Source organism: Novosphingobium sp. fls2-241-R2A-195 (assembly GCF_030209485.1).
GTDB classification, from domain to species: Bacteria; Pseudomonadota; Alphaproteobacteria; order Sphingomonadales; family Sphingomonadaceae; genus Novosphingobium; species Novosphingobium resinovorum.
In genome coordinates, this window is sequence record NZ_JARVRY010000013.1 from 151,326 (window position 1) to 165,167 (window position 13,842).

Consider the following 13,842-nt stretch of genomic DNA (forward strand, 5'->3'; position numbering starts at 1 on the left):
CGTAGGCCTGTTCCATGACGCTCGCGTGATAGAGCGAAGACAGTTCGATGACAGTCGCCGCATTGCAGCAAAACACGCCAGAAGACGCGGTGGCTGAATGCCCCGGCAATGCGCTATCTTCGATGAGAGAAAGGGAAGGGAATGGTGCTGCTAGGGAGGATTGAACTCCCGACCTCGTCATTACCAATGACGCGCTCTACCACTGAGCTACAGCAGCACATATTCCAGGCCCGGGTAACCGGGGCGTCTGTCTGCCGGGCCAGAAGCCCCCGAGACAGGGGGGCGCTATTGTCCGCGCGGCGTTCGATTGTCAAGCGCCTCTTGTGCTTTCTTTTTCGGAGCGGCAATGCAGCGGGCGATGAACGCGCCGCAATCGCCTCGAAAACCCACGAAGGAAGAGCGTCTCGCCGCCAAGCTGCGCGAGAACCTGCGTCGCCGCAAGGCGCAGGCTCGTGCCGTATCCGCGCTCGGCGAAGCGGTCGAGGAGGGCGAATCGCCCGACAGCAAACCGCCACTGGCCAAATCGCCGCCGGAAAGCTAGGGGCCCATATCTCGAACAGCGGCAAGACCGCGTCGGTCCTTGACAGTATAGGGAGCCTACATTGCCTCGCCTGATCCTGCTTCGCCACGGCCAGAGCCAGTGGAACCTTGAAAACCGCTTCACCGGCTGGTGGGACGTCGACGTCACCGAAAAGGGCGAGGCCGAGGCCCGCGCTGCCGGTGCGCTGCTCAAGGACAAGGGCTTGCTGCCCGACGTCGCCTTCACCTCGCTGCAGACCCGCGCGATCAAGACGCTGCATTTCGCGCTCGAAGCCGCCGGCATCCTGTGGATCCCGGAAACCAAGGACTGGCGCCTGAACGAGCGTCACTACGGCGGCCTGACCGGCCTCGACAAGGCCGAGACCGCCGCCAAGCACGGCGACGAGCAGGTCAAGGTCTGGCGCCGCAGCTTCGACATTCCGCCCCCCGTCATGGACAAGGGCAGCGAGTTCGACCTCTCGGCCGAACCGCGCTACGCGGGCATCGACACGCCGATGACCGAGAGCCTCAAGGACACCATCGCCCGCGTCCTGCCGTATTACGAAGGCTCGATCGTGCCGCACCTCCATGCCGGTTCGACCGTGCTGGTCGCCGCGCACGGCAATTCGCTGCGCGCGCTGGAAAAGCACCTCTCGGGTATCTCCGACGAGGAGATCACCGGTCTGGAAATCCCGACCGGCCAGCCGATCGTCTACGAGCTCGACAACGATCTCAAGGTGCTCGACCGCTACTACCTCTCGGAGCGCTGATCCGTGACTGCACCAGTTGCAATCGTCATGGGCAGCCAGTCCGACTGGCCGACCATGATCAAGGCCGCCGAGATGCTCGACAAGCTGGGCGTCGCTTATGACGCTCGCATCGTCTCGGCGCACCGCACGCCCGAGCGGCTGGTGGACTTCGCGCATGGCGCGGACGGCGAAGGCTTCAAGGTGATCGTCGCCGGGGCAGGGGGCGCTGCCCACCTGCCCGGCATGATTGCCGCGATGACGCATCTTCCGGTGCTCGGCGTGCCGGTGCAGAGCAAGGCGCTGTCGGGACAGGACAGCCTGCTCTCGATCGTGCAGATGCCTGCGGGTATCCCCGTCGGCACGCTGGCGATCGGCGAGGCGGGCGCGGCCAATGCCGGTTTGCTGGCGGCGGCGATCCTGGCCACCTCGGACGAGGCGCTGGCGGGACGGCTCAAGGACTTCCGTGCGGCGCAGACCGCGGGTGTAGCGGAAAAGCCGGTCTGATGTTTCCCGCTTGGCTGAGGTGCTTCGACACGCTCAGCACGAGCGGGGTTGGGTTTTAGAATTTCAGCACTAAGTCCGCTCACCCTGAGCTTGTCGAAGGGCACCGGCACAAGGCAGGCGTAAAGGCGTAATGATCTCTCCCGGCGAAACCATCGGCATTCTTGGCGGCGGCCAGCTCGGGCGGATGATCGCCATGGCGGCGGCGCAGCTTGGCTACCGCTGCCACGTCTACGCGCCCGAGGCGGACTCGATCGCCGCCGACGTCTGCGCCCAGTTCACGTGCGCCGCCTGGGACGATGCCGAGGCCATGGCGAAGTTCGCCGCCGACTGCGCGGTGGTGACCTACGAGTTCGAGAACGTCCCCGTTGGCCCGCTCGCGGCGCTGGGCGACACGCCGTTGCTCGCCCACGCGCGTGCTCTCGAAACCGCGCAGGACCGCCTGAACGAAAAGCGCTTCGTCACTGGCCTCGGCGGCACCCCTGCCCCCTTCGCCCCGGTGGACAGTGCCGAAGACCTTGCGCGGGCCATCGCCGCGATCGGCGCGCCGGGCATCCTCAAGACCCGCCGCGACGGCTATGACGGCAAGGGCCAGTGGCGCATCATGACGCCCGGGGACGCCGCCGCGCTGGACCTTCCCGCGACGCCGCTGATCTACGAGGGCTTCGTCACCTTCTTTGCCGAATTCTCGGTGATCCTGTGCCGCGGCGCGGACGGCGGGGTGCGCTTCTTCGACAGCGCCCACAACGTCCACGAGGGCGGCATCCTGGCACTCAGCACCGTGCCCGCGCCCGCCGACCTACTGGAGCAGGTGCCTGCCGCGCGGGCCCTCGCCACCAAGGTTGCCGATGCACTGGACTATGTCGGCGTGCTGACGCTGGAATTCTTCGCGACGAAGGACGGCCCCGTCTTCAACGAAATGGCGCCGCGCGTCCACAACTCGGGCCACTGGACCATCGAGGGCTCGGTCACCAGCCAGTTCGAGAACCACGTCCGCGCGATCTGCGGGCTGCCGCTGGGCGACACCGGCCTTGCCGCCAAGGGCGTGGAGATGCGCAACCTTATCGGTGACGAGGCGCACGACTGGCCGACGATCCTCGCCGACCCGGCCAACCACCTGCACCTCTACGGCAAGGCCGCCGCCCGTCCGGGGCGCAAGATGGGCCATGTCACGCGGCTGATCCTCGACTGATGGCCCCAAAGATGATGCCGCAGGTTTTCCTCATCTACGCCCGCGCCGAAAACGGCGTGATCGGCCGCGACGGCGCGCTGCCCTGGCGGCTCCCGGCGGACCTCAAGCGGTTCAAGGCGCTGACCATGGGCAAGCCGATGGTGATGGGCCGCAAGACCTTCGACAGCTTTCCCGCGCCGCTGCCCGGCCGCCGTCACATCGTGCTGACCCGCGACACCGGCTGGAGCGCGGAAGGCGCCGAAGTCGCGCATTCGGTGGACGAGGCGTTGGCGCTTGCCGGAGAAGGCGAAGTCGCGGTGATCGGCGGGGCCGAGATCAATGCTCTCTTCCTCCCGCTCGCCGCCCGGATCGAACTGACCGAGATCGCGGGCGATTACGAGGGCGATACCGTAATGCCCGAAGTCGGCCCCGAGTGGGTTGAAATTGCGCGCGACGCCCATGCGGCGGACGGTGCCCGACCGGCACATGCTTTCGTGACTCTCACACGCGCCCTATAGCCGAGACGCCCATGATTCGCCTCGACAACCGCCAACCCGTTCCCGAATCCCTGCGCGGTGCCGTGCTGGCGCTGGGCAACTTCGACGGGTTCCACCAAGGCCATCAGGCCGTGGTGGGCGAGGCGATCGGCTGGGCGAAGGCGCAGGGCCGCCCGGCCATCGTCGCCACCTTCGACCCGCACCCCGTCCGCCACTTCAAGCCCGATGCCGAGCCCTTCCGCCTGACCACGCTGGAGCAGCGGCAGGAACTGTTCGCGGCCGCCGGCGCGGATGCGATGCTGGTGCTGCACTTCGATTCGGCGATGGCGGCGATGCCCGCCGTGCAGTGGATCGAGGAGATGCTGGTGCGTCACATGGGCGCGGTCGGCGTCGTCACCGGCGAGGATTTCACGTTCGGCCGCGCCAAGGGCGGCAATCCGCAATTGCTGCGGGAAGTCGGCGCGGCGCACGGGCTGGAGGGGCGCACCGTCGGTCCGGTCAGCGACGCGGGCGGCACCGTCTCGTCGAGCCGCATCCGCGAGGCGCTCAAGAGCGGCGACTGTCAACTGGCCGCACGCCTGCTGACGCGGCCGTTTGCGATCCGGGGCCGGGTGCAGCATGGCGACAAGCTGGGCCGCACCATCGGCTTTCCCACAGCCAACCTCGACATGGCGAACTACCTGCGCCCGCTCTACGGCATCTATGCGGTGACCGGCCGCATGCCCGATGGCCGCGTGGTCCACGGTGCGGCGAACATTGGCATCCGCCCGACCTTCGACCCGCCCAAGGAACTGCTGGAGCCGCACTTCTTCGACTTCGCAGGCGACCTCTACGGGCAGGAGATCGAGGTGGCGTTCCACCACTTCCTGCGGCCCGAGGCGAAGTTCGATTCGCTCGACGCGCTGATCGAGCAGATGGACCGGGACTGCGTGAAAGCGCGCGAACTGCTGGCGGGTCTCTGACGACGCGGCCAGGCACCCCGTCACCTTGAACTTGTTTCAGGGTCCATCGGGCGGTTGGTGCCGGACTGTCGCTCCACAAGGCCGCACTCGCAGTTTACCATTCCAGCTTCCGGGCTTGCGGCACAATGGACCCTGAAACGAGTTCAGGGTGACGCGGGCAGGGGACGGCGAGCCTCACCGAATCCTCGCACTTCCAACGATCGCGCATTTGTTCTAGTGCCCCGCGATCATGACCGAACAGCGCGACTATCGTAGCACCGTCTTCCTGCCGAAGACCGATTTCCCGATGAAGGCCGGACTCCCCCAGAAGGAGCCGGGCATTCTTGCGCGCTGGCAGTCGGAAAAGATTTACGAGAAGACCCGTGACGCCCGCCGCGGCCGCGACAAGTTCGTGCTGCATGACGGCCCGCCTTATGCCAACGGCGACATGCACATCGGCCACGCGCTGAACCACATCCTCAAGGACATGGTCGTCCGCACCCAGACCCTGCTGGGCAAGGACGCGCCTTACGTTCCCGGCTGGGACTGCCACGGCCTGCCGATCGAGTGGAAGGTCGAGGAAGAGTACCGCAAGAAAAAGAAGAACAAGGACGAGGTTCCGGCGGAGGAATTCCGCGCCGAATGCCGCGCCTATGCCCAGAACTGGGTGAACGTGCAGCGCGAGCAGCTCAAGCGCCTGGGCATCAACGGCGACTGGGACAACCCGTACCTGACGATGGACTTCCAGGCCGAGGCCACCATCGTCGGCGAACTGCTCAAGTTCGCCGAGAACGGCATGCTCTATCGCGGCGCCAAGCCGGTGATGTGGTCGCCGGTGGAGAAGACCGCCCTCGCCGAAGCCGAGGTTGAGTACGAGGACATCACCTCGACCCAGATCGACGTGGCGTTCGAGATCGTTGAGTCGGCCGTGCCCGAACTGGTCGGCGCCTATGCGGTGATCTGGACGACGACGCCCTGGACGATCCCGGTGAACCAGGCTTTGGCTTATGGGCCGGAGGTTGAGTATGTTGTTCTTCAGACGTCTTCACTAGGCGTAGTTGGGTGGGGGGAGCAGGAATCAGCTTCTCATGCCAACGTCGGCCGTGCATTGTTCGGCAGGAAATTCCTGATTGCTGCGGAACTGCAAAAGTCCTTCCAAGAGCGAATGTCCGCATATCTGACTGGCCTGCTGAAAGCGGCTGGTCATGACAGCAAGGTTATCTTCCAAGCCAATGCGGAACTATGGCGCGGCAAAGGCACCGACCTCGCCGGCACCATCGCTCGCCACCCGATGCACGCGCTCGGCGGCTTCTTCGCCGAGCCGCGTCCGCTGCTGGCGGGCGATTTCGTCACCACCGAGAGCGGCACCGGCCTCGTCCACATGGCGCCCGACCATGGCGAGGACGACTTCGATCTGTGCAAGGCCAACGGCATCAACCCCAAGTTCGTGGTCGAGGCCGACGGCAAGTACCGCGAGGACTGGCTGTGGCTGGCCGGACAGGGCTCGGTCATCAACCCGAAGTTCAACGCCCCCGACGGCCCGATCTGCTCCGACCTGCGCGAAGCGGGCGGCTTGCTGGCGGCTTCGGCGGACTACAAGCACTCGTACCCGCACTCGTGGCGTTCCAAGGCCAAGGTGATCTACCGCTGCACCCCGCAGTGGTTCGTGCCGATGGACAAGGCGATGACGCATATCTCGCCCAAGACCCCGGCCGACAAGCGCTGGGAGAACGAGGGCGGGGCGATCGATCCCGCCGAGGAAAACCTGATGGACGCGCCGACGCTTCGTCAGGCGGCGCTGCAGGCCATCGCCGAAACCCGCTTCGTTCCCGACAAGGGCCGCAACCGCATCGGCGCGATGGTCGAGGGGCGCCCCGACTGGGTGCTCTCGCGCCAGCGCGCATGGGGCGTGCCGATCACGCTGTTCGTGCACCGCAAGACCGGCGAATACCTCGTCGATCCCGCCGTCAACGAACGCATCCGCGCCGCGATCCTGGCGAAGGGCGTCGATGGCTGGTCGGACGAAGCCGCGCAGGACCTGCTCGGCAACGGCTACAACGCCGACGATTACGAGCGCGTCGCCGACATTCTCGACGTCTGGTTCGATTCCGGCTCCACGCACGCTTTCGTTCTGGAATCAGGCCGTTGGCCCGATCTGCTGCGCCCCGAAGGCTATACCGGCCCGAAGGCGGATCTCTATCTCGAAGGCTCCGACCAGCATCGCGGCTGGTTCCAGTCCTCGCTGCTGGAAAGCTGCGCCACGCGCGGCCATGCGCCGTACAAGGCGGTGCTGACCCACGGCTTCACGATGGACGCCAAGGGCATGAAGATGTCCAAGTCGCTGGGCAACACGATCAGCCCGCTCAAGGTCATGGAGACCAACGGCGCCGACATCATTCGTCTCTGGGCGCTCTCGGTGGATTTCACCGAGGACCACCGCATCGGCGACGAAATCCTGAAGGGCGTCGCCGACCAGTACCGCAAGCTGCGCAACACCCTGCGCTACCTGCTGGGCGCACTGGACGGCTTCGACGAGGCGGAGCGCCTTCCCGTGTCGGAGATGCCCGAACTGGAGCGCTACGTGCTTGCGCTGCTGGGCAAGCTCGACGCGACGCTGCGCGGGGCGATCGATGCCTTCGACTTCAACACCTACGTCCGGTCGCTGCTCGATTTCTGCAACGAGGACCTCTCCGCGTTCTTCTTCGATATCCGCAAGGACTGCCTCTACTGCGACGCGCCAACGGACCCCAAGCGCCGCGCCTACCGCACGGTGCTGGACACGCTGTTCCACGCGCTGATCCGCTACGCCGCGCCGGTGATCGTGTTCACCGCCGAGGAAACGTGGGGATCGCGCTATCCGGACGGCGACAGCGTTCACCTGCTCGAATGGCCGGAAGTTCCGGCGGTCGAGGCAGACGATGCGAAGTGGGCCCAACTGCGCACGCTGCGCGCGGCTGTGACCGAGGCGATCGAGCCGCTGCGGCGGGAGAAGATCATCGGCTCCAGCCTGGCCGCCGTCGTCACGGTGCCCGAAAGCGCACCTGAGGCCGATCTCGCCGAGCTGTTCATCACCGGGACAGTCACGCGCGGGCAGGGCGAGGAGGTGACCGTCACCCCCTCCACCGACCACAAGTGCGGCCGCTGCTGGCGCCATCTCCCGGAAGTGACCGAGGACGGCGCGCTGTGCGACCGCTGCGACGACGTCGTGGAGCCGGTGGAATGAACCCCTGGATGAAGCGTGTGATCGGCCTGCTGGTCGCCGTGGTCGTCTATGCGATCGACCAGGGCATCAAGGGCTGGATCACCGAAGGCATCGATCTCGACCGGATCGGGCAGGTCTACGTCCTGCCGTTCTTCAACCTGACGTGGACGCAGAACTTCGGCGTCTCGCTCGGCCTGTTCACTGCGGGTTCGCCCGAGGGACGCTGGGCGCTGGTCGCCACGACCGGCGCGATTGCCGCTTTCGTGTTCGTCTGGCTGCTGCGCGAGCGCAAGCTGCCGGAGATCGCGGCGCTCGGCATGGTGCTGGGCGGTGCGGCGGGAAACATCCGCGACCGTTTCGGCGTCGGCTATGTCATCGACTATGCCGACCTGCATTTCGGAGGCTGGCGGCCCTTCCTGATCTTCAATCTTGCGGACGCCGCCATCACCATCGGCGTCCTGATTATCCTTGCCCGTTCCCTGTTTTCGCGCGACAAGCCCGAGACAGAGGCGCAACCCGCCCCGATTGCAGATTAAACGCGAGTTGAATTTGATGCGCATGAAGAAAACCGCTGCCCTCCTCCTCGTCGCGACGGGCGCGGTCATGCTGTCCGCTTGCGGCAGCACCGGCCTGTTCAACCGTGCTCGCCCCGACGAGTTCGCCGTGCAGCGCCAGACCCCGCTGGTGGTGCCGCCCGACTTCTCGCTGAGCCCGCCGAAGCAGGGCCAGCCTCGCCCGGCCGATGATTCGATGCAGCAGCAGACGCTCGATGCGCTGTTTGGCGGCCCGCAGGCCCGCAGCGACATCGAGAAGTCGGCGCTGAGCATGGCAGGCACCGCCGATCCGTCAATCCGCTCGACGGTGGGCGATCCGCAGACCTACACGGTCGCCAAGGGCCAGCTGACACGCGCGATTCTCGCCGCGCCGGAAGGCGATGGGCGTGACGCGCAGACTGCCGTGGGCAGCTGATCTCTCGCTGAAACGATACGAAAAAGGCCGGGCGAAAGTCCGGCCTTTTTCGTATCGTGCAGGGCACAACCCATCATCCCAGCGAAGGCTGGGACCGCTGGCCTGTTACTGCCATAGCGATTGCCCCACCCTTCGTCATTGCGAGCGTAGCGAAGCAATCCAGGGCAGTTCGGCGCCGCTCTGGATTGCTTCGCTACGCTCGCAATGACGATCCAAGGTTTAGCTATCGTCAAAGCGTCCGGTCGAGGGTCGGGCTTTGCGCGGCGAGCGGCCCCAGCCTTCGCTGGGATGACGAGGTGTGTTCTGCGATGCCGGCCCTTAATTCTTTCTGGACATGAAAAAGGGCACGCGGGTCGCACCGCGTGCCCTCTCAATCATGTCTTAGCCGGCCAGCAGGCTTGTCAACCGTCACCGGTGACGCCGTCGTCCTCATCCTCGACGCTGCTGACGAGGAGCTTGTCGATCTTGAGCCCGTCCATGTCGATGACTTCGAAACGCCAGCCCTGATCGATGAAGTGCTCGCCCTCGCGCGGGACCTTGCGCAGTACGTGGAGTACGAGTCCCGCGAGGGTCGCGAAATCACGGTCCTCGGGCAGCGTGATGCCAAGGCGATCCGCCAGCGAATCGGCGGGCATGGCGCCCGAGACCAGCAGTGATCCGTCCTCGCGCTCGGTCACCATGGGCTCGTCGCCCTCGTCCTGATGCGAGACGAAGTTGCCTGCCAGCGCGGCCAGAACGTCGGAGGGGGTCACCACGCCTTCGAGGTGACCGTATTCGTCGTGGACCACAGCCATCGACACTTCGGCGGTCTGCAGCTTGCGCAGGGCGTCCATGGCGTCGAGCTGGTCGGGGATGACCTCGGCCTTGCGCATCATCGCGCGGACCTCGACCGTCCGGCCCTCGACCAGCGCGGCGAGCACTTCCTTGACCTTGAGGATGCCGACCACGTTGTCTGGTGCGCCTTCGCCCGCCACCACCGGCAGCAGCGAGTGCGGCGAGGCGGCGATCTTGGCGCGCAGCTGGGTCTCGTCGGCGTCGGCGTCGATCCAGTCGATCTGGTTGCGCGGGGTCATCAGTTCGCGCACGGGACGCTCGGCGAGACGCATCACGCCGGTCATCATCGCGCGCTCCTCCTCCTCGATCACGCCGGTGCGGGTGGCCTCGGCGAAAATCATGTGGAGTTCCTCGGCGGTGAGACGCTCGGTATCCCCGCTGCGGATCGAGAACAGGCGCAGGATCAGGCCCGAGGACTTGTCGAGCAGCCAGACGAACGGACCCATCGCCGTCGCCAGGATACTCATCGGGCGGGCCATGACCAGCGCAACCGGCTCGGCCATGCGCAGGGCCAGTTGCTTGGGCACCAGTTCGCCGACGACGACGCTGGCGTATGTCGTGGCAATGATCACCAGCGCGAAACCCAGCTCGCCTGCGAAACGGACCGGCACGCCGAGCGTGGCGAGGCGATCGCCGACCGGCTGGCCGAGACTCGCGCCCGAATAAGCGCCCGCGATGATGCCTATGAGCGTGATGCCGATCTGTACCGTCGAGAGGAAGCGGCCCGGGTCGGCTGCCAGTTCCATCGCGGTCAGGGCGGCCCGGCTGCCCTTGTCGGCGGACATCTTGAGGCGCGGCGTGCGCGCGGAGACGATGGCCAGTTCGGACATCGAGAACAGGCCGTTCAGCAGAATCAGCCCGATGATGATGAGGACGTCGGTCCAGGGAAAGGGTGTCACAGTGCTTTCACGGCTAGCAGAGATTGTGCGCCGCGCGAAGAACCCGTGTTGGCCAAACGCCGCATGGCAACGCTTTGCAATGTGTGAGGCAATCTGTTGCGGGCCTGGGAACCGTACGTAATGCTGTGTGTTGAAGGGCGCACAAGCCATTCGCCGTTCATGTTCACTACCGCACAGATGTCCGGTATAAGGGCACATCAAGAGGAAGGGACACCCAAGAGATGAAAAAGTCGCGCCTGATCACTTCGGCCGCCGCGGTCTTCGCGCTGGTTTCGGTTTCCGCCTGCGTCACTGATCCGAACACCGGTGAGCGCAAGGTTTCGCGCACGGCGATCGGCGGCGCAGGCGGCGCGGGCCTTGGCTATCTGCTGGGCAGCGTCATCGGCGGCAAGACCGCACGCATCGTCGGTGCCGGCATCGGCGGCGTCGCGGGCGGCGTCGTCGGCTACCAGATGGACAAGCAGATCAAGGAGCTGAAGGAACAGACCGCCGGTTCGGGCATCGACGTCACCCAGCAGGGCGACGGCATCTTGGTGAACCTGCCGGACGTGACGTTCGCGGTGAATTCCACCGTCGTCAGCCCTTCGTTCCAGACCTCGCTCGACAAGGTCGCGCAGTCGATGGTGCAGTATCCGAACAGCCTCGTCGACGTCTACGGCCACACCGATTCGACCGGCTCGGCCGCCTACAACATGGACCTGTCGAAGCGCCGTGCCGATTCGGTGGCGCGCTACCTGATCAGCCGAGGTGTCTCGTCCTCGCGCATTCAGACGCAGGGCATGGGCATGAACTACCCGGTCGCCGACAACAACACGCCGGAGGGCCGCGCGCTCAACCGCCGTGTCGAGATCAAGATCACGCCGGTCACCACCGACGACGCCAGCTCGGCGAAGTAAGACCTTCCGCAGGAAGCGGGATCGGGGAAGGGGCCGGCGCGGAAAACCGCACCGGCCCCTTCTTCGTAACCACGTGATTTCCATAGAGTAACTTGAAACGCCGCAATATCGGCGTAGTCTGGCCGCGAACAGGGTTCGGGGGGACTTGATGCGTTTCAGGATTGTGGCGGCGGCGCTGGCTGCGTGGTTCTCGGTTACGCCTGCGCAGGCGGCCTGGACCGAGGCGTCGAGCGAACACTTCGTCATCTACGCCAACGATTCCGACAAGGACATCACCCGCTTTGCGCAGCAGCTTGAGCGGTATCACGCGGGGATGGCCTATGTGCTGGGCTCCAAAGTCGCCAAGCCCAGCCCGTCGAACCGGGTCACCGTCTATGTCGTGAAGAACACCCGCGAAGTGCGCGAGCTTCATGGCGGCGACAACAAGTTCGTCGGTGGTTTCTACGTGCCACGGGCAGGGGGCTCGCTGGCGATCGTGCCCGCCGTGCAGAGCGGCAGCGGGCAAGTGACTTGGTCGATGATCGTGTTGCTGCACGAATATGCCCACCACTTCCTGATTTCCAGCAACGTCTCGGCCATGCCACGCTGGCTGAGCGAAGGGTCGGCGGAGTTTTTCGCCTCGGCCAAGTTCGAGGCGGACGGCGGGCTCTGGCTCGGCCGCCCCGCCAGTCACCGCGCGGGGGAACTGCTCTATGCGCAGGACGTCAAGGCGGCGGACCTGCTCGACCCAACCGATTACGACAAGCGCAAGCACACCAGCTACGACGCCTTCTACGGCAAGAGCTGGCTGCTCTATCATTACCTGACCTTTGGCGGCGATCGCAAAGGCCAGTTCACCCGCTACACCGAGCTGCTTGCCAATGGACGCGGCCAGCGCGCCGCAGCGCTGGAAGCTTTCGGCGATTTCGACAAGCTGGAAAAGGATCTCGACCATTACTTGCGGCAGCGGCGGATGACGGCGCTGACGCTCAAGCCGGAACTGCTGACGATCGGCCCGGTGTCGCTGCGCACGCTCTCGGCGGGGGAGGCGGAGATCATGCCGGTGCGCATCCGTTCGCGGCGCGGCGTGTCGAGCGAGGAAGCCGCGACGCTGCTGGTCGAGGCGCGGGCGATCGCGGCGAAGTATCCCGATGATGCAGCGGTGCTCGCCGCGCTGGCTGAGTGTGAATATGACGCCGGGCACGACAAGGAGGCCGTCGCCGCCGCCGATACCGCGATCAGGCGTGATCCCTCGCAAGTCAACGCCTACGTCCAGAAGGGCTATGCGCTGTTCCGCGAGGCTGAGGACAACAAGGGCGACGACAAGGAGCGCGCTGCCGCGTACAAGACGGCGCGGGCTCCCTTCATCGCGCTCAACCGGCTGGAGAACGACCACCCGCTGCCGCTGATCTACTTCTACCGCAGCTTCGTCGAGCAGGGAGAGCAACCTCCGAAACTTGCGGTCGACGGGCTGATCCGGGCAGTGGAACTGGCCCCCTTCGATCTGGGCCTTCGCATGACGCTCGGGACGACGCTGCTGCGGCTGGGGCGTTCCCCGGAAGCCCGCATCGTGCTGGGGCCGGTGGCGAACAACCCGCACGGCGGCGGCATGAGCACCTTCGCGCACAACCTGATCGAGCGGATGGCGAACGATCCCGCCTGGAAGGGTGAGGATATGGGCGAGGAAATGCCCAAGGACTCCGAGGGTGAGGGCGCCGAAGGGTCCTGAGAGGGTGCCGCAGCCGTTCGGTCAGACCGAATAGCGCCGCGCGCGATCTGCGAGTCGCTCGACCGCGGCAGCATGGATGCCATTCGAGGAAACCAGAACGCCGAATGCGCGGGGATCGCGCTTGTTGTAGTTGAGCGGCTGGCCGAAGGCGTCGGTCACCGAGGCGCCCGCCTCGCGTGCGATCAGTGCGGCAGCGGCGATGTCCCACTCGTAGCCCCAGCGCAGGGTCGCCAGAAGATCGGCGTCTCCGGCTGCGATCATGGCCATGCGCAGGGCGATCGAATTGGGCTGCTCGACAAGGGTGAGGTCGGCGTCCTCGGGAGCCAGCTTGAGGGCGGGTACGCGCGATCCGCCCAGCACCTCGCGTTCGCTTGCGGTGAGCCGGGCGCCGTTCAGCCATGCGCCCTTGCCCGCTTCGGCCGACCAGAACTCGCCGCCGTTGTCGCGGTTACGCACGGGGGCGAAGAGGTAGCCCAGCAATGGCCGCCGCGTGTTCACCAGCGCTACCGAAATCGCCCAGCCCTTGCGACCATGAATGTAGTCTCGGGTGCCGTCGATCGGATCGACCAGCCAGACCAGTTCATGGTCCTGCCGATCCTGCGTGTCGGCCGTCTCTTCCGAAAGCCATCCTGCCGCAGGCAGCAATGCGCGCAGTTCGCGCTTGAGGTAGGCATCGACCGCGAGATCGGCGGTGCAGACCGGGCTTCCCGGCGTCTTTTCCCACGATTCGAGCGCGTGCCCATCGCCCGGCCATCCGGCAAGGGCGATGCGTCCGGCCTCCCGGACGATGGCTTCGAGTCGCTTTCTGTCGATCATCGGGCGCGCTCCCGCATCAATTGCTATTGAGAACTGATATCAAATAAGGTCGATGAAATTCGACGTGGCTATGCATTTGCGCAGGCGCCGGGCCTTTTCAAGGGCGCCGGGATGTGCTTAGGCGGACGCCGAACATATGG

13 protein-coding genes and 1 tRNA gene are annotated in these 13,842 nt (G+C 65.7%); 11 read left to right on the forward strand and 3 right to left on the reverse strand.

All coding sequences use genetic code 11. The features are described from left to right. Positions 1–142: 142 nt before the first annotated feature. Positions 143–217 (reverse strand) — tRNA-Thr (locus QRN25_RS11645). Between the two features lie 129 nt (positions 218–346). Between QRN25_RS11645 and QRN25_RS11650 the strand changes: the two genes are divergently transcribed. From QRN25_RS11650 to QRN25_RS11690, 9 genes are all read left to right on the forward strand, one after another. Next, positions 347–541: a hypothetical protein gene (locus QRN25_RS11650; protein ID WP_008830757.1), complete on the forward strand. Its 195-nt coding sequence runs from the start codon at positions 347–349 to the stop codon at positions 539–541. A 61-nt stretch (positions 542–602) separates the two neighbouring features. Further along, on the forward strand, positions 603–1,289 hold the full coding sequence (gene gpmA, locus QRN25_RS11655) for a 2,3-diphosphoglycerate-dependent phosphoglycerate mutase (protein WP_211150728.1): 687 nt from the start codon (positions 603–605) through the stop codon (positions 1,287–1,289). Positions 1,290–1,316: 27 nt separating this feature from the next. Next, positions 1,317–1,772, forward strand: a complete 456-nt coding sequence (purE, locus tag QRN25_RS11660; RefSeq protein WP_081799006.1) for a 5-(carboxyamino)imidazole ribonucleotide mutase — start codon at positions 1,317–1,319, stop codon at positions 1,770–1,772. 130 nt (positions 1,773–1,902) lie between these two features. Next, positions 1,903–2,961, forward strand: coding sequence for a 5-(carboxyamino)imidazole ribonucleotide synthase (locus tag QRN25_RS11665; protein WP_271182576.1), 1,059 nt, complete (start codon positions 1,903–1,905; stop codon positions 2,959–2,961). Positions 2,962–2,972: 11 nt separating this feature from the next. Beyond that, complete coding sequence (locus tag QRN25_RS11670; RefSeq protein WP_271182575.1) at positions 2,973–3,458, forward strand: dihydrofolate reductase; 486 nt, start codon at positions 2,973–2,975, stop codon at positions 3,456–3,458. Between the two features lie 11 nt (positions 3,459–3,469). Continuing rightward, positions 3,470–4,399 (forward strand): bifunctional riboflavin kinase/FAD synthetase, encoded by a 930-nt coding sequence (locus QRN25_RS11675; RefSeq protein ID WP_271182574.1) that lies wholly within the window; start codon positions 3,470–3,472, stop codon positions 4,397–4,399. A 229-nt stretch (positions 4,400–4,628) separates the two neighbouring features. Further along, the gene (ileS, locus tag QRN25_RS11680; protein ID WP_271182573.1) at positions 4,629–7,601 is read left to right on the forward strand and encodes an isoleucine--tRNA ligase; all 2,973 of its coding nucleotides are present in this window, start codon (positions 4,629–4,631) and stop codon (positions 7,599–7,601) included. A gap of 8 nt (positions 7,602–7,609) precedes the next feature. Then, positions 7,610–8,116 carry a signal peptidase II gene (lspA, locus tag QRN25_RS11685; protein ID WP_285019653.1) on the forward strand — a complete coding sequence of 169 codons (507 nt, stop codon included), beginning with the start codon at positions 7,610–7,612 and terminating at the stop codon, positions 8,114–8,116. A gap of 16 nt (positions 8,117–8,132) precedes the next feature. Further along, positions 8,133–8,549 (forward strand): DUF3035 domain-containing protein, encoded by a 417-nt coding sequence (locus QRN25_RS11690; RefSeq protein ID WP_271182571.1) that lies wholly within the window; start codon positions 8,133–8,135, stop codon positions 8,547–8,549. Between the two features lie 401 nt (positions 8,550–8,950). Here QRN25_RS11690 and QRN25_RS11695 read toward each other — a convergent pair whose 3' ends face one another. Next, the gene (locus QRN25_RS11695; RefSeq protein ID WP_285019654.1) at positions 8,951–10,282 is read right to left on the reverse strand and encodes a hemolysin family protein; all 1,332 of its coding nucleotides are present in this window, start codon (positions 10,280–10,282) and stop codon (positions 8,951–8,953) included. 221 nt (positions 10,283–10,503) lie between these two features. Here QRN25_RS11695 and QRN25_RS11700 point away from each other — a divergent pair, with 221 nt between their 5' ends. Together QRN25_RS11700 and QRN25_RS11705 are read left to right on the forward strand one after the other, a co-directional pair. Continuing rightward, positions 10,504–11,178, forward strand: coding sequence for a YiaD family glycine zipper/OmpA-like lipoprotein (locus tag QRN25_RS11700; RefSeq protein ID WP_008832505.1), 675 nt, complete (start codon positions 10,504–10,506; stop codon positions 11,176–11,178). Positions 11,179–11,326: 148 nt separating this feature from the next. Beyond that, the gene (locus tag QRN25_RS11705; RefSeq protein WP_271182569.1) at positions 11,327–12,886 is read left to right on the forward strand and encodes a DUF1570 domain-containing protein; all 1,560 of its coding nucleotides are present in this window, start codon (positions 11,327–11,329) and stop codon (positions 12,884–12,886) included. 21 nt (positions 12,887–12,907) lie between these two features. Here the strand turns inward: QRN25_RS11705 and QRN25_RS11710 are convergent, their stop codons facing one another. Continuing rightward, on the reverse strand, positions 12,908–13,702 hold the full coding sequence (locus QRN25_RS11710) for a 3'(2'),5'-bisphosphate nucleotidase CysQ (RefSeq protein ID WP_008829362.1): 795 nt from the start codon (positions 13,700–13,702) through the stop codon (positions 12,908–12,910). Between the last annotated feature and the right edge of the window lie 140 nt (positions 13,703–13,842).